This is a genomic window from Cesiribacter sp. SM1, assembly GCF_020178975.1.
Taxonomy (GTDB): Bacteria; Bacteroidota; Bacteroidia; order Cytophagales; family Cyclobacteriaceae; genus Cesiribacter.
Map to the genome: position 1 here is coordinate 320,236 of NZ_JAHXBU010000088.1, position 26,052 is coordinate 346,287.

Sequence of the window (26,052 nt, forward strand, 5' to 3'; positions counted from 1 at the left end):
AAAATGCCCGACATAGCCGGACATCTTTTTAGTGAAACTACTCCTCTGATTATTGCTTCATAAATCTAACAACTTTACTTGTAAAATCCATAGATTTTATTCGTAAAATATACATTCCCTTGCTAATATTTTCGCTGCCCAGGTTCATCCTGAATACATTGTCACCTTCCTGTGCCTGAACCTCTTGCAGGTACACGGTTCTGCCCTGTAGGTCCATCACCTGGAGTGTTACCCTGCCCTCCTGTTCAGCCAGGAAATTTACAAAAAGCTCATCCCGCGTTGGGTTAGGGTAAACGGTGGTCACTTCGTTTGGCTCATCTGTAATACCTGCAGTAGCGGTAGCTTCTTCATTATTGTATTTGCTAGCAAGGTTAGCCCCCTCTTTCTCTTTAGCGCCATCACGAATTTCAATTTCCAATGCATTGATGTAACCGTAGCGGGCATACTCTCCACCTTCCAGCTCAATGGTAACTTGTTTATTAGGTGCTACTATGTCCCTTATTATTGCCGTTTTCGTTAAGTTATTTTGTACATCCAGGCTAACCTGTTTGTTGTCGATCTTGTAGAGGGTAACACCATTGTCACTGCCAAAGACAGAGGCAGCATAAAAGCGGAAGTTATATACCAGGTTTGGATCTAATTCAAAAAACTTCAGACGTGCCGTTGAACCCAGTTCAACAAAATAAAACTGTTCACTTACAGGGTCAGGGTATACACCTGTTCCGTTTGCTACTGGTCCTTTGTTATTATAACCATTAAAGTTCTCATCAATTCGAAAATCGATAGGAGTTCCGGAATTTTTGTAATCTTTCAGGTTAGATTTTGTGTACTCCCTTGGTATCAAGTTAGTATTATTCCAGGGTGGGGAAGGGGCATTGTAAGAACCACCATAGTTAAAGTTCAGCAATACAATAGACTTAAGTGTAGCTGTTTGAGCCATGTTGCTTTCTGCAGATACACTACCTTTTACAGCACTGACATAATATTCATACCCTGTATCTTCCACCAGGCCTTCCATATCGGTGTAAGTAGTTGCATTTGGCTCAGTCTGTGCAATCTCTCTGAAAGCTCCGGCAGGTAACGTTCTTCTGTAAATTTTGAAACCGGACTCACCCTTGCTCCTGTCTATCCATTTTAGCTCGATTAGATGTGTCCATTTGTTGTTACCACTTTGCTGTATTCTTGCATGGGCCAGAAGCTTACCAGGGCTATACAGTATATTTTCATCGGTATATTCTTCTATTACCATAGCATTCAGGAAGCTGCCATGATCTGTTGCCTCACTGCTTACATTTATGGTAACACTGCCATTTACCGGCTTAACGCCATTGATCTGAACAGTATTTTCAATATTGCTTTGAACAGGTAGTTTGACAGATTCGCTGCCTATTTGATAGATGGTATTGCCGCCATTACTTTTATAGACACTGCTGCCAAAGAAAATAAAGTTATAGATTTTACCTTCTTTCAATCCGGTAACATTTACCTGGCCTTTACTGCCTTTATTGATAACATAAGCGGTTTTAGTAGTGGCATTAGGAAAAACCCCGGAATCGTCCAGTGAGGTTTCACCCCATGCCTGAAATTTATTCCAGGTTCCTCTTAGGCTGATCGTGTAGGGTTGTACCTCATTGCTCTCATTGCGCAGAGAACTAATATTCGCATTAGAAGGCCATTTATTAGTGTTGTTCCATGGTCTGGATGCACGAAGCGGATAATCATACATAAAATTAACATATGTAGATATTACATCGCTTTCTGTGATGCTAATGCTGAAAGTCACATCTGCCTCTAACTCTCCATCTGTTGCTGTAAGCTGCACACCATTGTAGTAGCCAACATCTTTCAACTCTGGTTTTAAGGTTATAACTGCTTTTTTATTTACAGCATCATACTCCTCCAGTGTAGCAAATGAAGGCAGATAGCGGATAATTAGTGAAAGTTGATCATCAACATCAGGGTCTGTTACAGTAAAAGTGTAGGTTTTCTCCATGCCCTGCACAGTATGCATAACACCTGTATAATCAGCTATAAGTGCTGGACCTGTGTTTCCGGTACCAGGATTATCTCCTGGATTTTCATTTGGATCATCCCCTGGGTCATCTCCTGGATTCTCATCTGGATTATCTCCAGGATTATCAGTATCACCACCATCTCCAGGATCTTCGGCGTCATCAGATTCTATTGTTATTATTGAAACTTCGCTCCAAGCAGAGGAGAGATTAGAATTGGAGGCTACTGCTCTCACTCTATAATGGTAGGTAGCGCCTGAATTAACATCAGCATCAGTAAAGCTCATGCTATTGGTCTCCAGCAATGCCAGCTGACTGAAGTTAGTACCATCAATACTCTTCTGTAGCTCATATCCAGATTCATTGTAGGCATTATCTACCCAGCTAACATTCACTAAACCGCTTTCTGTTAATACTGTGCTAAGCTGCGTTGGTGTTAGTGACTGTGAATTATCTATGTATTCTGATTCTATGATCAAGCCATTGATATAGGAGTACTGCTTAGGGTCTTCCGGGCGTACTGACAAGATGATTTCTCCGGTGGCAGTAGAAATATTCGTGAAACGAACTGAGTTAGTCGTATTATTTCTAACATCAAGTTGCTTATCTATGCCATTGATATTGTATATGGTAATGATTTGAACATCTTCTGCATAGGCCTTGCTACCAATAATTGTGAAACTGTAGCTAAGGTCAGGGTTAAGCCCGCTGATTTTGATCTGTCTCTCCTGATCTGTAAAGCCGTAGTAATGAGTTTTTAATACAGCATCAGGGAAATCCTGATTGGCATCGCTACCAGTTACTGTTCCACCTTCTGCACGTCCAAACCCATCTATAAATCTAATATCGGTTGATGTAGAGACACCCTCTGTATTATATGCATTATTGAGTTTGGTGCCTAAAGATGGATATCTTGCTACATTGTTCCAAGGCGCCTGTGCCTGTTCATGAAAACTATCATTGAAGTTTATCAAGACTTTCTGATTGGTAACAACCTCTGCAACTGTGACATTTATATTTACGAAGTTGACTGCACCCAAAGGATCTGTAGCTTTTACGGCAAACTTATATTCACCGGCATGACCATAATTTGGTGTGATGGTAAGGGAGGCAGAATTATTTCCTTTATTAGAAAGTACTATAAAAGAGGGGGCTCCCTCCATGGTGAAATCAAGTAGTTCTCCATTAGCATCCCAAGCACTTAAATCAACAGTCCTGCTGGTTTTCTCATAAAGGGTAAGGGTAACAGGATTGAAGAATCCGGGAGCGGCATTCTCTCCAACAACAAGGGATATTAATTCAGAACAAGTACCTCCTTTTGTGTCTGTTACTTTCAGTAAAATATTTTCATAAGTACCTGCATCAGCACGCAGCGGGTGAATTTTTAAATCTGCAGTACCATCTTCATTTTGTATTATTGTAGCAAATCCTGGAAGACCTGTAGCGCTATAGGTGAGTGCATCTTTATCTTTATCCGAAGCTATTAACTTGATCTGTGTTATGTTTTCGTAGCGGACCTGTAAGTTCCCAACCTTTGTCATGATGGGTGCATGATTAGTGCCCAGAATGGTTTCAGTATTGCTGTAATCTGAAAAGCTACTGCTTTTGAAAGCTCTTACCTTATAACCGTAGGTTGTTGTGCCACCTGCAGTCTGATCAAGATAGCTTACTTTATTGGCTGTTGTTGTTGCCAATAGTACACCGTTCCGGTATACCTCAAAACCATCTTCATTAGTGGAATTATCCTGCCACTCAAGTAGTACACTGGTATCGTTCTGGCGTACTGCCTTCAATTCTGTAGGTGCATTGACTTCAGTACTACCAGAGCCAATATCGGTTTTAGTATTTACCCATGTGCCATCATCACCTTTACCGATAAATGCAGATCCGCCACCATTGCCTAGAGCTCTTAGCTGGTAGTAATATCGCGTGTCAGGTTGCAGGTTACTGTTCAGGTATTCTACTTTATTAGCCTCTACAGTGGCTACAAATTCAAAAGGCCCATCATTGCTCGTGCTGCGGTTTATTTCAAAGCCTGTTTCGTTAGTGCTGTTATCTGTCCATTTGAGTAATATACTCTGATGGTCTTTTGTGGTCGCTGTAAAAGCTGATGGTGCAACAGGAGTATTCGGTTGGGTGTATTCATCCTTAAGTGCTGAAGCAGGAATTTCCTGTTTGACTATACCGGGACCTTCCCAACTCACACGTAGCATTTCACCACCACCAGTTTTTTCAAAATATAGTACCTGAATTTTATGAGCACCAGCGGCTAAATACTGTACCTCACTACTTTTATCATTCTCTGAACCATGAGTTCCATCATGATTTACAACTACTTTATCATTTATATATAATCTGCTACCATCGTCAGATCTGGTGTAGAATGTGTATTCCCCCGACTCTGGTATGATTATATAGCCATCAAATTTATATGCAAACTTATCATTAGGTCTGTTAGGATTTGCATTGATGTTGAAAGTTGCGACTGTACCTGTTTTCACTGGTGTAAGTGGGGGAATTTCATCTATCCAATTCAGCGTAGCCTCGTAATAGCTGTATTTGAGGCCTTGATTGAAAGTGCCGGCAGTAACCTGATTACTAAAAGGTGATTTATTTTTATAAAGATCTACAGCTCTTACAGCGAAAGTGTACCATTGCTTTTCTGCAAGATCGTTGAGGGTAATTTCAGTTATTGTGCTGGTTGCAATTACCTGCTGATTTACAGCATCAAAAATTTCGTAAGTAATAACACCCTCTTCATTATTCAAACCTGCTGGCGGGTTCCATTGTAACGAAATGTGAGTTCTGGAAGAACTACTAACTTTTAATCCAGTGGGAGCAGAACTGCTCACATCAATTTTCTTAGTTTTTCCGCTTGTCCTTGCATAGTCTTTTTCAAGATAAGCATGGCTGCCATTGTTATTTACAGCCCTAAGTCTATAGAAATAGCGGGTATAAAAATTAAGGTTTTTGTGAGCAAAGCTCTTGGTATTTGCAGGTAATGTAGCAATCAGTTCCCAAGGTGACTCATTAGTCCTGTTTGCATACAGCTCGTAACTAGTTTCATTTGCATTATTATCGTCCCATGTCAATATCAACTCTGTCTCTGATACTGCAGCAGCAGTAAAATTGGAGGGAAGTTGCAGGTTACTGTTTATTTCACCAGTTACAGTTATTGCATTGGAATGTACAGGACTGGGGCAACCTAATCGTTCTGTTACAACCACTGTATAGTTGCCTGCTTGAGATGTGACTAAACTATCAGCTGTTTCGTTTTCTATTATTCTATCATCTTTGTACCATACGTAGTCTTGATAGGGTTGTCCATTAAGGTCAAGTTTAGGTGCTCTTAATGTTACAAAATACTTTTCATCGAGTGTGGGAATTGCTGTAGAGCTAGATGCTTTTATTGTTACAGGAGGTGTAAAATCTACTTTTTTGATTTCCAGTGGAGGCCCCCATTCTGACCAGCTGCTGTTTTCTGTTTTCTGTATTCTTACCCGGTATGATCCTTCCTCGTTAAAAACCAATTCATTTCTATTGTCCTTCTGAATGGTTACCTCATCTTTCTGCCATTCATATTGATAGAATCCCTGTTTGATACCCATTGTTCCCTGCACTTCCTCGCCTGGGCAAAAGTTTGATTTGAACTTAAGGGCATGAGGGCGTAACATATGGGTACGCATCATATAGGAAAAAAAATCATCCTCATGGTACATTACCTTCCAAGTACCGTGTCCAACTTTAGGGTACAACTGAAGTCTATAGTTGGCTCCTGCTGCTGTATATGATGTTTCTATCTGTTCTGCTGCAGATTGTCTTGGCCTTCCATCCAGGCCACCCTGGGCATGCCATAAAGAGGTATATTTTAATCTCTCAACAAAATTGCTAGAATTATGATGGTGTGGTTGAACGCCAGGTTCAGCGGATGACATTAATATGGCACCTGAAATTTTTGTGTAGTTGTCATATGCAATTTTCCACCCGGCACCGCCACCTGCGGAATATCCCTGTAGCATTACACGGTATTCATTTACTCTTAATTCCTTTATAGCATGATCAATGAACAACCTAATTGCATTTCGTTCGCCCGAATCGAATACACTGCTACAATTCGTGTCTGTGGGTTTGCAACCAACAGCCTGAGGAGCCATAATGAACCCATCATACTCTCCACTATTGCGTGCATCCAGGTGAATTTTTCCACCATCCTTCAGTTGTTCATCATTGTCAAAGCAACTGCTGTACCCATCTTCACCAATACCATGCAACATGATCATCAGTGGATATTTTTTATCAGGGTGGTTAATCAAATCTGATTCCCAATTTTTAGGATACAGCAAACGGAATGGCATTCCGTTTATTATGAAGGGCTTATATTCCTTTGTCCAGGCACCTAAATTATCTTTGTAAGTCCATTCATGTACTTTGTCATCATTTCCATAAGGGGATTTTGGTGGTTCACATTTATCCTGGGCAATAACAGAAATACTGCTGCACAGCAGCATGGCAAGGAGAAGTAGAGTTTTTTTCATATCAAAAAATTACATAACAGTTGCTTGTATGCTATATGTAAGCTTTAAAGTCGTAAAATTAAATATTTATTGGATAAAGAAAAGTTAAAAGCAAAAAATTGATATTTAAGTAGAAAAAATTATATTTATTATTGCTTTTGGTATAATGGGTACTTGTAAGGTAAACTGAAAATCATGAGTCTGATTATTGCTTATCCGGATCAATACCTTGAAAAACTTACACCTTATACGAAAAAAGCAGCCATCAGGCTGCTTTTTCAGGTAAAATCTTAGATTAAAACTAACAATGTCGCAGTTACTGTTTCATGATTCTGACAAACCTGACCTGGCTATCATCCGCTACAATCCTGAGGATGTAAATGCCTTTGTCAATATTCTGCTGTCTTAAATCAATTGCATAGTAATTATCTCCTTTCTGGGCCCTAACCTCCTGGCTATATATTATTTTGCCTCTCATATCTGTTACCTGCAGCAGGCAGTTGCCTTCTGCAGGGGCTGTGTAATCCACAAAATATTCGCCATCAGATGGGTTGGGGTAAACAGAAGCAGCTTGTATAGGCTCATCAGCTGCCATTTTCATGCTTACAGCATCTGTTGTTCTGGAAGAAACTGTAGTGCTGCTGCCGCTTATTTCTTTTGATCCATCACGGGCTTCTATCACCAGTGCTGACAAATAACCATAGCGGGCAAACTCACCGGCTTCCACTTCAATGATCACCTCTCCGTTCACTGCTTCTATGTTCCTGATAACAGCGGTGTTTTTAAGGTTAGCCTGCGCATCCAGGGTTGCTTTTTTGTTACCGATCCTGTACTCGCTCACACCATTTTCTGTTCCGAAAGCGGTAGAGGCAAAAAAGCGGAAGTTGTAAAGGAGTTCAGGATCAAGGCCATACACCCTGATTTGGGCAATGGTTCCAATCTCGTTGAAGTAGAAGCTCTTGATTACCTTATCGGGGTAGAGACCAAGGCCCTTAGCATCCGGACCAAAATTATTGCCTCCGTCAAAGCCTTCGAGCAGCTTAAAGTTAATATATGTGCTTGCCGTGTTTCTGTCTTTCAGGTTGTACCAGGTATAGCCGGTGAGCGGAAGCCTGTTCAGGTTGTTCCAGGGCAGGTCTGCTTTCGCCTGGGTATCTTTGTTAACATTCAGCAGCAGGTCGTACAGCAGTGTGGCGGCCTGTTTGGTTTCGCTATAGGCAGAGAACTGGGAGCCACTAACGGCCCTTACCTTATATTCATAGCCGGTATTGGCAGCCAGGCCATTATCTGTGTAGCTGGTGGCATTGGCAGAGGTTGTGGCTACTTTTGCGAAAGAACCTGCCGGCAGCATTCTCCTCCAGATTTCAAAGCCGGTTTCCTGGTGGGAGTTGTCTGTCCAGCTAAGCTCCATTTGTGTTGAAGATGTAGCTGCAGCTGTTAACCTGCCTGGCCGCAATACCTGCCCGTTATCATCATACTGCTCAATGACCAGTGCATTCAGGTAACCACCTTTTGTAGCATCGCTGGCACCACTTACTGTAACCCAAGCCTCACCATTGGCGTCGGCCTTAATGCCATTGATCTGCACAGTTTTTTCGCTGTTGCTTTGTACGTGAAGGGTAACAGTTTCCGAGCCTACCGTATACCTGGTGCTGCCATTGTTGCTTTTATAGATGCTGCTGCCATAAAAAACCAGGTTGTAACGCAGGTTAGCCTTCAGGCCGGAGATTTTAAACTGTGCTGTTTTACCCGGGTTGATGATATAGGCGCTTTCAGTAACAGCGTTAGGAAACAGACCATCGTCATACAGGCTGTTTTCGCCATAAGATTTATTTGCTGAAAACGGCTGTACCAGGGTTATGTAATAACCGGTGCCTTTGCCGTTTTCATCCAGCAGGTTTTTGTTTCCGGGGATGATCTTATTGGCAGAGCCCGCAAAAACATTTGTGTTGTTCCAGGGCTTTTGCGCCAGTTCAGCGTGTGCATAAGTAAAGTTAATGTAAGTGGATGTTTTCTCACTGTTCTTAACATTGATGCTAAAGCTAACATCCGACTCCAGCGACCCATCAGTAGCGGTAATCTGGATGCCGGTATGGTAACCTATATCCTTTACAGTAGGGTTAACTACAATTTTACCTTTGGTGGCGCTGGTTTTTGCCACACTGGCAAAAGGAGGTAAGTACCTGCTGATCAGGTTTAGGGCATCGCCATTCGGGTCAGATATATCGAATGCAACTTCTGTGGTGCTGCCCTCCGGTGCTACTACTACAGTGGGTATGTTGGCAATAACCGGCGGCTTGTTGGTGCCATGGTTCTGCAGACCAATGCTGATAGTATTGCTCCAGCCGGAGGTGCCGCTGCTGTTATATGCCCTTACTTTATAAGCATGGCTGGTGGTGCCGCTAGCACTAACATCCAGGTAGGCAGTTGCATTATTATTAACCCGCTTTACCAGCTCATCATTTCGGTAAACCTCAAAGCCTTCTTCATTGCCGGAGTTGTCTTTCCAGCTTAGCCTAACATTGGTAGTACTTTCGCGAGTGGCAGCCAGCAAGGCAGGGGCTGTTAGTGTGCCTGTGGCAGATTTTGTGGTAGCATTTACCCAGATACCATCAATGCCTTTGCCTGCAAAATCAGACTCTCCTGTACTGCCTGCTGCACGTACTTTATAATGATATTTGGTAGCAGCGGCCAGGTCTGTATCCTGGAATTGCGTAGCATTGGCCGGAACTGTCTTTACCAGCACAAAAGGACCTGTATTGGTGGTGCTCCTGAATACTTCAAAACCGCTTTCGTTGCTGCTGTGGTCAGTCCATTTAATGAGGTTGCTGTGATAATCTACGGCTGTAGCAATTACTGATGCGGGAGCAGCCGGTGGGCCGGGCAGGCCGGAGGTTTCTCTGAAAGCTGCATCGGTTATTAGCTGTTTGCTAATGCCGGGGCCCTGCCAGCGTACCTCCAGCTTTTCTCCGCTTCCGTTTCTTTCAAAGTAAAGTACAGTAACAGGATGAAAGCCTGCAGTAAGGCTAATAGTACCAGATTTTTCATTGGTGCTGTTATGGATGCCATCATTATTCACAACCAGGTTACCATTTACCAGTACAGTGCTGCCATCATCAGATTTGGTAAAGAAGGTATAAGTACCTGCTGTGGCAATGTTCAGGTAACCATCAAACCTGAAAGCAAAGTAGTCGTTCTTTTGCCGGTGCGAAACAATATCAAGGTTAGAGGACCATCCTTTTTTTACAATGGGCAGACCGCTTATTTCGTTAACCGTATTGATGTTCCCTTCATAATAAGTATATGTTAACCCATTGATAATGGTAACTGCGCTTGCCTGGTTGCTGAACTCCGAACGGTTGCCCTGCTGATCTACTGCGCGCACTGCATAATTGAAGCGCTGCTTTTCAGGCAGATCTCTCACTGTCCATTCAGTTTTAGAAGTAGTGGCCACCAGCGTGGTTTTGTTGTTGGTGTATATTTCATACACCAGGTCTTTCTGCTGATCGGCATTATCAGTAGAAGGGAGCCAGCTTAGCTGTATACTGCTTCTGTTGGTCCTGATCACCTGCAGATCTCCCGGAGCAGCAGGAGCTGCAACATCGGCCAGGGTTTTGCCACTGCCATTGGCGTATTGTGAGCCACCACTATTATTCCAGGAACGCACAGCGTAGTAAAAGCGGGTATAAGTTTCCAGTTGCTTATCCTGGTAGCTGGTGGTATTGGCTGGAAGCTGCGCTGCCAGTACCCAAGGACCGGAAGCTGTCTTGCCACGGTACACCTCAAACCCCAGTTCATTGGTGCTGTTGTCGGTCCATTTCAAATCCAGCTGGCTTTCCGATGCCGTTGCCACTTGTAAGCCACCAGGTGCCGGGAGTACACCCACCTTGTTTACAGTAACAATAACAGGTGCGGAAGAGGCACTGGGGCAGCCAAAGGCCTCTGTAACAGAGGCGGTGTAGGAGCCGGCACTTTTTACCACAAGGCTATCGAGGGTGGAGCCGTTAGACCATTTATAGTTCTGGAAGCCTTTGGGCGCTCGCAAGGTTACTGAAGTTCTGCCATCGAGTGTTGGCAGGGCTGTAGGACCAGTGGCTGTGATAGAGGGCGTTGCTGTTGCAGGTATGCGTTGTACCCGTAGAGGGGCCGACCATGCCGACCACACTCCATTGTGCTTGATACGCACGGTATACTGGCCTTCTCCGGAAAACTGAAGCTCATTGGTGCTGCCGCCAATGGCTGCACCATCTTTTCTCCACTCATATCCTTCAAATCCCTGTTTAACACCCAGCGTACCTGCTATTACCTCGCCGCTGCAGAAATTGTACTTAAAATTCAGGGCATGGATGCGCAGGATAGAATTTTGCATCATAAAGGAGAAGAAATCAGGCTCCAGGTACATGGCTTTCCAGGTGCCATGGCCAAGCTCATGATAATACTGGTAGCGGTAGTTTGCACCTACAGCCCTAAACTTGCTGGCTACATTATTGCCCGATACCGGCTTGGGGCTGTCGTCTCTGCCGCCTTGTGAGTGCCATACGGCTGTATACTTAAGCACCGGGGCGTATCCGGCAACTGTTGCATCTGCAGAAGACATAGGAATGATACCACAAAATACCTTTGGGTTTTCATAAGCAAGCTTCCAGGCAGTGCCTCCGCCTGCAGAATAGCCCTGGAGCTGTACCCTGAATTCATCTACCCGGAAATTCTGAATGGCATATGCTACAAATTGTAGGATTTTAGTGCGTTCTGCCGTATTGAAATACTCAGTTGGCGATTGCGGAACCATCACAAATCCATCGTATTTGCCACTGTTAACTGCATCCAGGTGGTTCTTACCACCATACTGGAGCTGGTGGTTATTATCTGTGCCTTTTTCACCAATGCCATGGATCATAATCATGAGCGGGTATTTTTTGTTAGCAGCCGCAGTAGAATTGTAATCCTTAGGAAAGAGGAGTCGGAAAGGCATGCCATTAATAATGTATGCCTTGTATGGCGAGGTATCCCAGTTGGTGCCAATATCGGGGGTATAGCACCAGCTATAGACCTTATTGTCCGATGGGGGTAGGGGCGGACAATTTTGAGCCATTAGCCCCCAGCTGTAACACAGCATCAGAGGCAGGAGGAACAGCATTTTTTTCATAAAAAAACAGAACCTTATTAAAAAATTAAGAAAGTGATACAGGGAGAAAAGTTTTTTCCTCTGAAATGCATTATCCAGAGGCTATAGGGGAGCATCAAAAAGCCATAAACAGAACTGGAGTGGGATCTAGCACTGTTTAGTTTCTTCTATGTAATAAATATATGAAAAAATGTTAAGATTCCTATTGTGTCCAAAGCCTGTTTCAAAAGCATTAAGACTTAGCTGTATTACGTAAATGCGATAGGCGGAGATTACCTTTTCCTGAAACTATTTAATGCTTTCAATTGAAGCAGCGGGGGTATTATTAAATTGCGGATGGCTGGAATTTTAGTTGATGGTTTTGGACCGGCTGAGAAGGGCATATTTCCATTGCAATATTTTTTTATGCCTGGTTACAGGGTACATATAACGTTTGAATTCAGCTGCAGGCCTGCAGCAGCCTTATTTCTTTACTTTAGTATGCATTTTCATGTATCCAAAACCTCACGTTTAGCGTATATGGTATCCGACGCATAACATTTAGATATAGTACTAGCCACAACCTCTGGTCATGACGTTACAGGGCTCTTCAGATTTTTTTGCCTTTTGTCACTTTCCTTTAAATTGCTCTCCATAAAAGGCATTGCACCTGAACCACAATAGTCATAGCCTTATTTAATTATGAAAAGACCCCTACGAATAGGAATCGAAATTCAGCGGATCTTCCGTCCGAAGAAGCATGGTATGGAAATAGTAGCACTGGAGCTTGTGCGCCAGCTGCAGCAGATGGATAAGCAAAATGAATATGTAATTTTTGCAAAGGATGATGTAGATACCGGCTGCCTGTCTGAAACAGAGAACTTTAAAATAAAGAAATTACCTGCCTATACCTATGCCGACTGGGAGCAGATACAACTGCCTAAAGCAGTGAAAGAGGCCAAGCTTGATTTTTTACACTCAACCTGTAATACTTCTTCTATACTGCAGCCAGTGCCCCTGCTGCTAACTGTACACGATGTGATCTACCTGGAGAAGGTAGATTTTAAAGGAACGGCCTATCAGAACTTTGGAAATCTCTATCGCCGGTTTGTTGTGCCCAAGGTAGTACAGAAGAGTGAAATGATTTTCACTGTCTCCAATTTTGAGAGGGAAACCATACTGGAAAGTCTTAAACTACCCGAAGACAAGGTTAAGGTAGTTTACAATGCCATCAGCAGTAAGTTTAATACAGATTACTCTGCAGCAGGTTTAAAATCTTTCAGGGAAAAGAATAATCTCCCCGATAAGTTCATTCTATTCCTGGGTAATACGGCACCTAAGAAAAATACTTTCAGAGTAATTCAGGCCTTTGCAGAATACAGCCTGGCCAATAAAGATGCCATCCCGATGGTGATCCTGGATTGTACCCCAGCGCTGGTTTCGGATATGCTGGACAAATTGGGGCATAAACAGCTCCTATCCAGGTTTATATTTCCGGGCTATATCTCGCCGGATCAGATGCCGCTGATGTATAATGCTGCAACGCTGTTCCTCTACCCATCTCTGAGAGAAAGCTTTGGTCTGCCAATCCTCGAAGCCATGGCCTGTGCCACACCGGTTATTACATCTAACACCTCCTCCATGCCGGAGGTGGCGGGAGGTGCAGCTCTGCTGGTCGATCCCTTTAAATACGAGGAGATTGCTGCCGGTATCGATAAAATTCTGGGAGATGAAGCATTAAGACAGGATATGGTAAAGCAGGGTGTGGAAAGAGCTTCTAAATTTACCTGGGAAGCTTCTGCAGGCGCTCTGCTCGAGTTCTATGATAGCATGCCTAAGAGAAATAAAGCTTTAGTTGCCGCTCTCTAGCCTGCTTTTTTTAAGTTATTCTTGTTTATGAATCTTTTCAGATTTATTAATACTATTTTTGTTCTTCTTGCTGAAATGAAATCCAAAATTTTTTATAATGATGATTCCGGTAATTAGCAGGCATCCAGAGACAGGTAATTTTGCAGAAACCTATCTAAGCAGAAGAAATGTACTAAACCTTGTGCTGCTTATTTCGCTCCTTTGCTTTGCTGCAATGCTTGTAATGCGCTTTATTACTGCCTATAGTCTGAATGTAGACCTGGTAGGAGTGGAGACTAATGTTGTTTACAGCATACAAACGGCTATTGCAGGTCAGCAACTGTATAACGACCCCATGTACCTGCCTTTTACCATTACACAGTACACACCCCTTTATTATGATCTGTGTGCTGTAACGGCAAAGCTCCTGAATATCAATCCCGCTACAGATGTTCATGCAGTATATGTAGTAGGAAGAATGTGGAACATCCTGCTCAACCTGCTGACGGCCTATGCTATATATCTCATCTGCAGTAATATATTCAGGATGGAGCAGAAGCTGTCTGTTATTGCAGGCTTATGTGCCTTTGTGTTCATCTTCCGCCATGACTTTTCTGTTCGCCCTGATTCACTTCAGAATCTCTTCGTTATCTGGGCTGTCTACTATTTTTTCAAGTACCTGCGCAATCTTCAGCACAATACTAAATCTGTAGGCTATCTGGCTGTGGCCCTTTTTCTTGCCATTGCATCAATTTTTGCTAAGCAGAGCGGTATTCAGCTGCCTATTATTTTTATGGGATTCCTGCTGTTTACCTTCAACTGGAGAGGCTTTATTGCAGGATCACTCATAAGCCTGATTGTTTTTGGAGGCTTTTACCTGTATTACTACCTGCAGTACGAGGAGGCTTTTTTCCTGAATGTGGTTGGTGGCGTAGCAAATGGTATTACATTGCGGGGCTTTCTGGTTTGGGTAATTGGTGCCAAGCCATTTGTGCTTAAGATTTTCATTCCCTTTCTGATCGTCTCCTTTATCATCATTAAAACCAAAATGATTTTTAAAGGCAGCCTTGAAGAACGTTTCCTTGCTTTTTGTCTTGCTGGTTTCTTTGGCTTTGCCACTGTTACCGGTCTTAAAATGGGAGCTACTGCGCAGTACTACGGCCTTTTTCAGTACCTGGCCTGGGTGCTGATCTTCTATTACTTTGGCCGTAAAAACGAATTTTTTGATAGCACCTCTGCTTTGTTTAGTTACGGACAATTTAAAAAAGCAGGTGTTTGGGTGTTTCTCGCAGCTTTGCTTGCTATCAATACACTCTATCAGCTTAACATGATCAGGGTGGATGAATTTAAAGGCAGAGCCCATCTGGAGGCAGAAAGACAAAAAACCTGGAATGTTGCTAATTTTCTAAAGGATGATATGGCACTGGCACCAGGTGAAATGGTATTTGCCAATCTGTCTGTAGCCGAACGCAGGGGAATTAACAATGCCCTATTTGCAAACGCAGTGGTACCACAACTGGAGATCGTTCACTTCTCCATGACTCCCCTGAAAGTCTTTGGCTTCGACCAGTTCAATGAAAGTTTGAAGAATGGTAAGATAAAATATATTATCGATTCAGATCCTGTCTATCATTTCATCATCACAGATAGTTTTGAGCGCATCAAGAGAGATCATTTCAGGCTTATCAAGACTGTCGATAATTATTCTATCTATCAGCATAAAGAATAGATAGTACAAGCCCGCGCAGCAGAGACTAATAAGTCTGCTGCCCGGGAATGGCTTATCTGCTAAGTGGCTTGTTCAGGTATTGAAAATTATGTTAACCATGGCTGAACCTGCTCCATGGTATTCGTTGTATTATAGTGACTTTAACTGATTGGAATTAGTGCATTGATAACTGTTAGCCCTTGCCTGTTCCATATTAAATCTTCCTGACTAATGAGAAATAACGTTACAATCATTACTCCCTGTTTTAACGAAAATGTTACGGTAATTGCATTTCTCCATGAGGTGGTAGAGGTGGTTAAAGATCTTCCTTTCCAGTTTACCATTGTGGTGGTAGATGATGCTTCGACAGACAATACGCTTAAGCTGTTGCAGGAATTTGAGCCGGCTGCTCAAAATGTTACCATGCAAATTTTAAAGCTTAGGTATAATTCAGGACACCAGGGAGCCATATACCAGGGTTTGTTGTTTGCACGCGAATTAGATTGTAACAAGTTTATCGTGATGGATTCAGATGGGGAGGATGATCCCCAGGCCATCAGGGAGCTGGTGTATGTAGATGATTATAAAATTGTGAACGTTATCCGGGGCAGAAGAAAAGAAAACTTCACCTTCAGGTTCTCTTACCATATTTATAAGATCATCTTTAACCTGATTACCGGCAGGATAATGAACTTTGGTAATTATTGCATGATTGATAAGGATATTCTGCAAAGTGCCACTGGTACCTCCTTTGTGCATTTTGCCGCTTACCTTTCAAAGCACAGGGTAGAGGCTAAGAAGATCATTTACAATCGTCGCAAACGCATCGATGGCAAGTCTAAGATGAACCTGACCAGCCTGGTGCATCATGCATTTAAGTCCTTCATCGAATATGCAGAAGATTTTCTGATGATATTCCTGAAGCTCTTCCTGTTTATAGCCATCGTGTTCATCGGTATGATTGGCTACGTTCTCTATAAAAAAATCTTTACAGATGAAGCAATCCTGGGTTGGGCCAGTACCCTTTCTGCCAGCTTATTCACCACGGCTATCATATGTCTGGGCTTCTTTGTGATAGGTATTCTGCTGCTTAATATTCTTTCCAAGAATAAATCGGCCAATCATGAAATATTCATCAACATGAGTGCCGGCAGAAATAAGAAGCAAAACAGTGATAATATGCTGGAAGAGGTGTAAGCTATATTGTATTTATGAAATTACTGGATTCGGCTATCATAAAGTTTGGTCTTGCAGGGATCGTAAATACCCTTGCCGACTATTGTGCCTATTTTTTCGTGGCCTATTACATCTTCGATGCAGAGGGCTATAATATAGCAAAAGGAGTGGGAGCTGCCTTTGGCATTACTTCTGCCTTTATTCTGAATTCGTTATGGGTATTCAGGCAAAATTTTATGCAGGAATATGTATTGAGAAATACACTGGGCGGCAAAAGCCGGTACATTGCCAGCAGCTATGGCAAAATGTTCCTCACCTATTCTGTTGGTATGGGACTTAACATTCTCATTTTCTCAAACCTTTTTTCGTCGGGGCACTTTCCTGAAGTGGTTTGCTTGATTGCTGCAACGGCAGTTTCCATGGTATTCAATTTTATCTTTACCAAAAAAATTGTGTACGCTACCAAATTGAGCCGTTAATGAAGACCTTTCACTGGAGGGAGTACGCTACACTCACTTTGCAAAACCGCTCTGGCTCATATTCTTTAACAATCAATAGTCAAACAGCCGTATAGAAGAACAGCCCCGACATATGCCGGGGCTGTTCTTTTATACATGAAATAGCCTCTCAAGTAAGATGCCGTTTACTTATTCTTTACATAAACCTCTATAAAGGTGTTGTTCTGCTGGCGGGGCGCAGGGAAAGTATCAATCAACTGGTACTCCTGCTTTAAATGGTCTCGCAGCTCAAAAGGGTAGAAGTTATTGAGGTCAGGGATATATTCAAACAGCACAACATCATAGTAATCCTTGCTGATTCTTTCCTTGTAGAATTTCAGCTCTCTGTCAAAAAAGGATACGTTAAGGTGATACCAGAGCGGAGTTCCCTTCTCCAGTTCAAACCCAAGCTCATGCGACAGCGGCGTGAGCTCTGTCATATTCAATACTTTTGGGGCGGCGCCTGAGTTGAATTCCGGCATTGCTTTCAGCTTTTGAATACCTGCTACAGTTTCTTTTGGCATGTATACCCTGGCAAAGGCCTTACTGCCGGGTAGTTCAATCCAGCTGGCAACATTTACACCAGTCCAGACACTCTTTTTTTCCTGGTAGGTGTAAGTATTCTTAGATACTATATTGGCTTTGGCAGCACCGGCAGTTGTTTCCGGCAGGTAGCGATTTACCACTTTCTGTACATATTTATAATAGGTGCCCGACCACCAGAAGAAAATCATTACAATACTGGCTGCCAGGGGAACAACACGGTTAAAGCTTACCTTAAACTGCACCGCATGTAGTGCATAGGCAAGGGCAAAGCTATGGAAGTAAATATTATTATCTGCCGGAATATAGCTGGTAACCTGGATGATGCTTGCCTGAACCAGTATGCCCATGCAAAGCAGGTAAAATAGTGTCTCGCTTTTGTTTTTAAATATATCCCGCCAGTGTGTCAGCTTATTTATGTACAGAAGGCTGATAACTACAGCATAAAACTTTATCCATTGTGAGCCTGAGAAAAACTCATTGAGTATATCACGGATGCTCATGCGTGAGTAATGAGGCTCCTGCCCGTAATTAAACCAATACAGGAAGTCATGAGGTACGAAAGGCAGTATAAGAGCAGCTGCAGAGAGTAACACAGACGCTATAAAGACCAGCAGGTAACTTAACTTCCGTTGTGCTATGCTCATGTAAGCAGCCAGAACAGTGCAAAGCACAAAAGCCAGGCCTCCGCCATCCTGCTTTGTTAAAAAAGAGACCACCACAAAGAAGCCGGCAAGACTCAGGTATACCCAGCGTTTTAAAGATTTCTGGCTGTTAAAACCATGCATCAAAAAAGCTATGCCAATCAGCTCAAAAATAAACACACTCTGATTGTACCAGGGCCAGAAATTAAAGAACAGATAGGTAAGGCAGAAAAATACAATGAGCACCAGGCGCTTTCCGCTTTCTATATTAAAAGCTTGTAACACAGACCTGAATGCCAGGCCTGCAACACAATTCAGGAATACCTGAGCTTTAACAAGTGTAAAAAGGTAGGGACCAAACAGCTTAAAGAAAAGGGCAGGGATCAGCCAGTAGGCGTAGCCCATAGGCAGACCAAAATCTTTATAGGGGATATGGCCCATGTATAAACGGTAGGCACCTTCCCAGCTAAGAAATATGTTGATGCGATAAGGGTAGGAGAGAAATATAGGTAAAAAAGCAAAGGCAAGTATTACGGCTGCCTCCAGAAGGCCTATTTGAATATGATTTAACTGGAAACTCTTTACCTTATTATCAAGCTGGCTGGCCTGAAGTGTTTTTATCATGAGTTATATAAGAGGGTAGTTATTAGCCGTTTACTGGTTTCAGTGAGGGTTGCTGTACACCTGCTGTTGCAGTATTTGCTGTTGCAGGTTGTTTAACCGGTGCATCTGGTGAGAACAGGAACCAAAACCCAAAGTTGGTGCAGAACCTGTACAGGTAGATAGGTGCAATAAGGGCAAGCAAAAGACTTATGGGAAGTATTACCCAATAAGAGCTGATGCCAAAGCCATATACAAACAGTATTCTCACTGCAGCACCAACCATACTGTGGAGCAGGTAAACGTACAGGGAATGCTGGCCTATGGTGCGTATTACAGACAAATATCCCGAATTTGTCGTAGCTAGTCGGTATGAGGCCCATATAATGGCACAGCTACCGGTAAATGCAAAAACCAGTAACAGGGTTGTTTGCTCACGCCATTCTTCCTGGAAAAGCACCCATTCGCCAACAAATGCAATTATTAAAAACAGGAACAGTAATTTAGGGGAGGCGAGTTTAGGCCGATTTTCTTTGTTCAGTATCCACTCGGATACAATGTCGCCAGCAACAAAAAAGATAAATAGCCTGAAAATATGGAATACCACAGAAATCTCTGCCAGATAAGGAGAAAGATAATAAAAGGCTAATCCTATCAGGAACATCACAAATCTTTGCCCACTGCAGATCTTATACATAATTAAGTATAAAACCGATACATTAAATAGCGCTACCAGAAACCACCAATGGCTGGCTGGTGCAATTAAGATGTAGAGATAACTCCAGCCATCTACTGTTGCATTTACGTAGCCACTCATCACTAACTGTAACGTAGTGATCACAAATGCCCAGATTAGGTACGGATACAGAATGGTTTTGCTTTTATGGAGTACATAACCTGTCTGTGAGCGCTTAGCAATACTTAGTCTGAAGAATATGCCACTTAACAGAAAGAAGAGGGGCATTCGGAAGGTAAGTCCTACATTATGAACAACATCCAGTACAGTGGGATTTATGATGATACCTGAAAGATCCATGCCTTTGGTAACATGCCTGATCACCACCATAATAATGGCAATGCCTTTGGCATAATCCATCCAGGCAAGACGGTTGTTATTTTGGGCTGAGAGAGTAAAAATTTTCTGCATTCTGATTTAAAAAATAAGATCAAAAACACATTCTACTAAGCGAAAATATGAAATATTTTATTGAAAATTTGATACAAGAGGGATAGTTGTTACTTTTTTCTACGGTTTTTAGAGCGTTTTGTTTTACAAAAGCTGTACATACCTGTTAATTGAAATTGGTGGTTAACCTTCAAAACTAACGGTATATATAATTTTTACAACAATGAAAAAGCCCTGGCTGTTTTAAACTTGCCAGGGCTTTGTGTATTTACAATATGCAGAATCTGCAGTTATTTTTTCAGGATCTTCAGTGATTTCTGGTTGTAACCATCGCTAACCTTCAGGATGTATATACCTGTCTGAAGTTGGTATTGGTCCAGATCCAGTCTCACAGTAGCAGCTTCTGCTGTATGAACGCTTTCGCTGAACTGTAGCTGTCCTGCCATATTGATAAGCTGCAGGCTAACATTTCCGTTAAATTCGCTGCCAATGCTGATGTTAATGTGATCGCTGGCAGGGTTAGGATAAGCAGTAACCTCAGTGATTTCAGACAGGCTGCTGAACTCTTCCGTACCCACTGAGTCGGCTCCTGCTATAGCAGATGAGCTGCCTGATACAGTGCTTAACCTTACCTCATTAGAGAAGGCAGAGTGGCCGGTGCCAATCTTGGCTCTGATTTTAAAGTAGTAGACATTGCCTTTGCTGATACCAACACCATAAGAGGTTTTATTTGAACCAGTGCTGCCTACCTGCTTATAACTGCTGTTATTGCCAACGCTCATGAAAATCTCGTATCCTTTTTCATTGTTGCTGTTGTCTTTCCAGCTAAGGCCTGCGCCTGTAAAATATGGATTTACCGTTGCAGACAAACTGCTTGGAGCAGTGCCCGTGTAAGAATCTTCCTCGCCAGTGTTAGAGGATGAACCACTGGAAGAGCTGTTGCCGCTATACAGTTTTGTGTTAGGGATTGTTTGCTTGCTGATACCAGGACCTGCATATTTTACTGTTAATACTTCGCTGCTGATATGTTCGAAATAAGTCACTTTAATGTTGTGCTTACCGGCAGCAAGGTAAACAGAGCCGGATCTTTCCTGTGCAGCATGGGCACCATCGTTATTGGCTACCAGGTTTCCGTTGATGAAGAGCTGGCTGCCATCATCGGAGTAGGTGTAGAAGGTATAAGTACCAGCTGCATCTATCTGTATCTGCCCTTCGTAGAGGAATGCAAAGTAGTTGCTCTGGGTTTTAGGCGACAGGCTAAAGTTGCTGATGGTACCTGTTTTGGCAGGTGTAAGACTGGAGAAGTTAGGCAGTACCTTCCAGGGGCTTCCGCTGGTGGTGGTGTAGTATTTGTAGCTGAGCCCATTGGTAGTGGTAGAGCTGGTCTGCGACTTTACAGTTAGCACCACATCATCAGTCTTGGTGGCACCGGCATTGTCTTTGGCCGTAAGGCGGAAGGTATAGGTACCTTCCAAAAGGCTGCTAAGCTTAAGCGAAAGGGTGGAAGCGCCGCTCATGCTGGCAGAAGGTCCGCTTACTTTAGTCCAGGTGGTGGAGGCAATGCTGCCGTCAGCATCAGAAGCGGTGCCGCTAAGGGTAATGCTGTTGGTTGGCAGCGTGACTGACTTGTCCGATCCTGCACTTACTGTAGGTGCAGCATTAGTGGTGCTGCTCCCTTTGAATAACTTACTGTCTGGTATTGACTGTTTGCTGATGCCGGGGCCAGAGTATTTCACAGCCAGGGTTTCGCCATTCACATACTCGAAATAAGCTACTTTGATATTGTGCTTACCGGCAGCAAGATAAACAGAACCTGATCTTTCCTGTGCAGCGTGTGTACCATCGTTATTGGCTACCAGGTTCCCGTTGATGAAGAGCTGGCTGCCGTCATCGGAGTAGGTGTAGAAGGTATAAGTACCTGCTGCATCTATCTGTATCTGACCTTCGTACAGAAATGCCAGGTAGTTGCTCTGGGTTTTAGGTGAAATGCTGAAGTTGCTAAGGGTTCCAGTCTTGACAGGCTTAAGGTTAGAGAAGTTAGGCATAACTTTCCAGGGGCTTCCGCTGGTGGTGGTGTAGTATTTGTAGTTCAACCCGTTGGCAGATGAAACAGGATCTGAAGTAACGGGCTGAGGCTTTACAGTTAGCACCACATCATCAGTTTTGGTAGCACCGGCATTATCTTTGGCCGTAAGGCGGAAGGTGTAGGTACCTTCCAAAAGGCTGCTAAGCTTAAGCGAAAGGGTGGAAGCGCCGCTCATGCTGGCAGAAGGTCCGCTTACTTTAGTCCAGGTGGTGGATGCAATGCTGCCGTCAGCATCGGAAGCGGTGCCGCTAAGGGTAATGCTGTTGGTTGGCAGCGTGATTGTCTTGTCCGATCCTGCACTTACTGTGGGTGCCTGGTTAGATGTTCTGCTGCTTCCACGGCTGTACTGTAGCATCCATTTGTAGATGTCATGGCCAGCGCTGCCATCGTAGGTACGGGTCCAGGAGTTGTGGTTTACTCCAGGATATATCGTTAATTTGCCCAGTGGGTTTGGATTGCAGGCATTATAAGCATTCACAGCATCAATTGACTTTCTAACATTGATGGTTGGATCTGCATCGCCATGGAAAGCCCAGAGCTTTACCCCAGTGATATTACAGGAATTTGAAAGCCGTTTGTTCTCACCACAAATGGGTACAATTGCTGCCAGCTGGTTTGGATACTTATTTACATAATCGAAGGTGCTGATACCCCCCATGCTGTTGCCGGTCAGATATATTTTATCTGCGTTAACACGATATTTCTTTTTTAGCCATTCAATGTAGGAGTTCAGTTTATCTACACTCCACCATACATCAGTCTGTGGCGATACTATGATAAAGGGAAAGTCTCTGCCATTGGTAACTTCTCTTTGCGGGCCATGTTTGATTGCATCTCCCAGCTGAGTAGTGCCATTTCCTTTTTCACCAAGACCATGTAAATATATAAGTACAGGATAGTTGTTAGAATTTGAGTTGTAATCCACAGGCAAATATTCATAATAGCCATAGGGGGAGCTTGTAGAGCCTAATGGACGCGCTTTGTTGTCGCCCTGACCATACGCACTCATGCTCCATCCTAATGCTGCCAGTATGCAGATAAGTTTGGTTGTGAATTGCGCCAGTTTCTTCATTTTGCTGGTAGGTTTTGGGTGTAAAGGTGTATGTGAAAAGTACATGGTTGATTATCTGACTGTATGTACTTTAAAAGTAGAAAAAAATAGCGCTAATACCCAAAAACGGCATTTCCAGCATAATAATGAATTGTACTTATCTAATAATTATATAAATATATGGCGACGTGGGAACTGAAAAAGTTAATATTTAATGCAAGTTCTTACATGTGGATTTGTTCCACAATGTGTATGTAATGCCTTTTGTTAATTTTCACTATTATTGATCAGAATGGCGCAATCGTTTGAAATTGCTGTTATAACATAAATGAGGTGTGGAATTATGAAACGCTTTTAAGAGATAAATGCGTTTTCTTACGAAATAGTGAAACTTTTTCTACTGAAGTTTCGTAGAAGGCAAAAATCAGCCCCCGACCAGGGGGTGGGTGGTGTGCTACTCCGGTTAATGATACTACTGTACCTGGCGCAATTCTAAGAGGCTCTTCTTGAAGAGTTTCTGTTTGCGCAGATTTGACAGTGTTCAGCTATGAACGACAGAAGTGTTCTTAGAGTATATTACCTCCACCAGGTTTAGTGCACGTTATTGATCCTGTAGCATTCACTAATAAGTACAAATCTGCAGAAGCAGGCAGAGTAGTTGCCAGGAACAGGAAGAATAAGTTCGATATTAACAGGCAGATAGGGATAAGCGGGTGCTAATGGTTTGCCTGAATTACCCGTCACTTTAGGTTAGGCTTAGAGTGCAGTATTCCTTCAAGGAACTCTTTTATTTCAAAGCAGTACTCATCCCAGCAGTAGCAATCTTTTGGGCTGGTGCAGGCTTATAGCCAACGTTCCACCAGATACCCTTTATAAAGTTCCTGAGATGTTCAGGCTGTCTTTTCAGGATGTACTTGGATACACCCTTTGGAATCACACAGGCCACCAGAAACAGAAAGAACATGCTAAACTGAAATGAAGTGGTATTGCGGCGCATAAACAGTATTCTGTTGCGCGTGTGGTAATAAGCCTTCAGCGGACTTTCCTTGCCAACTGAAACAGATTCCTTATGAAATATCTCGGCCTCGGCCTGATAGTAGACTTGATATCCTGCTCTTTTGATCTGTTCAGCCCAATCCAGCTCTTCGTAGTAGAGGAAAAAGATGTCTGGCATCGGGCCAACCTTTTCAATTACTTCTTTTTTTACCATCATGGCAGCGCCATGCGCAAAATTGGTGTAGCCTGATGTGTTAAACTGCCCCAGGTCCTGCTGCTTGTTGCCCAGCGCAACGGCCTGGCCGGTAAAAGGATTCATGGCTGAGTAGCCTGCGTATTGTATAAGCTCAGGGTTAGAGAAGAACTTGATCTTGGGACTTACTACACCAATGGCCGGATCGGTGCTGAATGGCTCAAGCAGTTTGTCGAGCAGGTCAGGGGTTACTTCCGTATCATTATTTACTATAAAGACATAATCACCCTTAGCTGCTGCAATACCTATGTTGTTGCCGCCTGCAAAACCCAGGTTGCGTTCGCTTCTGATAAAGTGAACGTGCGGGTAGTTTTCTCTTATGAAGTGGGTAGGGTCTTCTGCAGACGCATTATCCACCATAATAATTTCATAATTATCATAGGTGAGCAGCCTGCAGGAGTCCAGGAATTCACAACTTACCTTTAACTGATTATAGCTTAGGATTACAATGGATACTAAGGGTTTCATCAGGTTAATGCTGTATTTGGGTATGATTGTGTGGTGTGTGAATAAAGCGGCTGTCTGCGTTCTTGAGTTTAAACAGGATCAGGAACATGATAAAGAAAACCTTTGGCACAGTTGCCAGGGCTCTTAAAAAGCGACTGTCTACCAGAAAATTTCCTAATCCGAGCAACATTGCAAACACATAGAGCATAAAGCATGCCGTCCATATAGCAAATCCAGCTGTTGAGAATTGTGGAAATATAGCTACGGCAGCAAAGCTTATCCCTGCCAGGCCCAGGAGCAGAATGCGGGGCAGCATAAGGTTACCCATAACCGACTGGTTAAAATAGTCGAGGTTTCCACTGAACAGTTGTTTGAAGCCAACAGCAAAAGATTCACGCAGATACTTAAACTGGCTGCTTACCCATCTGCGGCGCTGGTTCTGAAACTTATCGGCATTATCTACTTTTTCATCATACACAAAAGCATGAGGCTGGTATTTGATGAACTTACGCCTGCGTAAAATATCCAGTTGTAAAATTTTATCGAAACCGCCAATGGCTTTGTTAGAGGCCAGTGCCTCTCTTACCAGCTGGTAATCGAAGGCCATGCCTGAGCCAATGATAGGTGCCGAAAGTCCGATGGCGTTAAAACCACGGCGGAAAAGGTGATTGTTAACCCGCTCACTGGCTGCATCGAGTACTGCAAAAGAGGTGTTGAGGTTTTTAGCGGTACGGCAGCCCTGTACAGCTACATGGCCCTGCTCAAACTCGGCAGCAATTTTTCTTAAAAAGTCCTTTTCCATTACGTTATCAGCATCCAGGATCACTGCAATATCAAATGGATCGCATATTTGAGAAAAGGCTGTGTTAAGTGCTTTAGCTTTGGTGCTCTTATCAAAAGAAACCTCTATTACACGTATGGGAAGGGTACGCAGCCTTTCCAGGGTATCGGGTTGCAGAGAGTCTGCCACCACTACTACTTCGTAACGGTTTTTGGTGTAGGTCTGGTTTAGGGCCTCAAGGGCAGTATGGTAAATAACACCATCTTCTTTATAGGCCGGTATCAGCACACAGATCCTGAAACGGTCTTCGCTAGAATATAGGCTGGGGAAACGGCGCAGGCGGCCTGCCAGTGCCGGGATAAAAATGTACAGACCAAAGATCAGGAGGTAGGCTAAGAGGGAGTATTCCAGTATTTTTAAAACTATCATTTTTAAACCGATTCTTTTTGTAGCAGCGCTGGCACAGTTTGCGCCATGATTTTAATGTCAAACCAAAGGGAGCATTCATCGGCATACTGCATATCAAGTGCAATGCGTTCTTCAGCCGACATTTCTTTTTTACCTCTTTTAGTTACCTGCCAGAGACCAGTGATACCTGCCGGAGCAAGAAAGCGTTTAGACCACAGGTCACGCGTAATTTTTTCTGCTTCGTACAGTGGCAGCGGG

Annotated in this window: 12 protein-coding genes; 4 read left to right on the forward strand and 8 right to left on the reverse strand. The window is 43.2% G+C overall.

All coding sequences use genetic code 11. The features are described from left to right. Positions 1–49: 49 nt before the first annotated feature. Complete coding sequence (locus KWJ01_RS15105) at positions 50–6,547, reverse strand: fibronectin type III domain-containing protein (RefSeq protein WP_224997463.1); 6,498 nt, start codon at positions 6,545–6,547, stop codon at positions 50–52. Between the two features lie 295 nt (positions 6,548–6,842). Continuing rightward, positions 6,843–11,618, reverse strand: coding sequence for a fibronectin type III domain-containing protein (locus KWJ01_RS15110; RefSeq protein WP_224997465.1), 4,776 nt, complete (start codon positions 11,616–11,618; stop codon positions 6,843–6,845). A 714-nt stretch (positions 11,619–12,332) separates the two neighbouring features. Between KWJ01_RS15110 and KWJ01_RS15115 the strand changes: the two genes are divergently transcribed. The 4 genes from KWJ01_RS15115 to KWJ01_RS15130 all read left to right on the forward strand — a co-directional run bounded on the left by KWJ01_RS15115 (position 12,333) and on the right by KWJ01_RS15130 (position 16,841). Further along, the gene (locus tag KWJ01_RS15115; protein WP_224997467.1) at positions 12,333–13,499 is read left to right on the forward strand and encodes a glycosyltransferase family 1 protein; all 1,167 of its coding nucleotides are present in this window, start codon (positions 12,333–12,335) and stop codon (positions 13,497–13,499) included. A gap of 97 nt (positions 13,500–13,596) precedes the next feature. Then, complete coding sequence (locus KWJ01_RS15120; protein WP_224997469.1) at positions 13,597–15,207, forward strand: glycosyltransferase family 39 protein; 1,611 nt, start codon at positions 13,597–13,599, stop codon at positions 15,205–15,207. 210 nt (positions 15,208–15,417) lie between these two features. Continuing rightward, the gene (locus KWJ01_RS15125; protein WP_224997470.1) at positions 15,418–16,383 is read left to right on the forward strand and encodes a glycosyltransferase; all 966 of its coding nucleotides are present in this window, start codon (positions 15,418–15,420) and stop codon (positions 16,381–16,383) included. Between the two features lie 14 nt (positions 16,384–16,397). After that, positions 16,398–16,841 (forward strand): GtrA family protein, encoded by a 444-nt coding sequence (locus KWJ01_RS15130; protein WP_224997471.1) that lies wholly within the window; start codon positions 16,398–16,400, stop codon positions 16,839–16,841. Positions 16,842–17,005: 164 nt separating this feature from the next. Here the strand turns inward: KWJ01_RS15130 and KWJ01_RS15135 are convergent, their stop codons facing one another. The 6 genes from KWJ01_RS15135 to KWJ01_RS15160 all read right to left on the reverse strand — a co-directional run. Next, positions 17,006–18,670, reverse strand: coding sequence for a hypothetical protein (locus tag KWJ01_RS15135; RefSeq protein ID WP_224997472.1), 1,665 nt, complete (start codon positions 18,668–18,670; stop codon positions 17,006–17,008). A gap of 22 nt (positions 18,671–18,692) precedes the next feature. Continuing rightward, entirely contained in the window at positions 18,693–19,793 is a 1,101-nt protein-coding gene (locus tag KWJ01_RS15140) for an acyltransferase (protein WP_224997473.1), read from the reverse strand. A 269-nt stretch (positions 19,794–20,062) separates the two neighbouring features. Beyond that, positions 20,063–22,930: a PA14 domain-containing protein gene (locus KWJ01_RS15145; protein WP_224997474.1), complete on the reverse strand. Its 2,868-nt coding sequence runs from the start codon at positions 22,928–22,930 to the stop codon at positions 20,063–20,065. Positions 22,931–23,696: 766 nt separating this feature from the next. Continuing rightward, positions 23,697–24,626 carry a glycosyltransferase family 2 protein gene (locus KWJ01_RS15150; RefSeq protein ID WP_224994975.1) on the reverse strand — a complete coding sequence of 310 codons (930 nt, stop codon included), beginning with the start codon at positions 24,624–24,626 and terminating at the stop codon, positions 23,697–23,699. A gap of 4 nt (positions 24,627–24,630) precedes the next feature. Further along, a complete protein-coding gene (locus KWJ01_RS15155) occupies positions 24,631–25,815 on the reverse strand; it encodes a glycosyltransferase family 2 protein (RefSeq protein ID WP_224994976.1) in 1,185 nt (394 codons plus the stop codon). A 2-nt stretch (positions 25,816–25,817) separates the two neighbouring features. Further along, positions 25,818–26,052 (reverse strand): sugar transferase (locus KWJ01_RS15160; protein ID WP_224997475.1); only part of this gene is annotated, 235 nt, incomplete at its 5' end.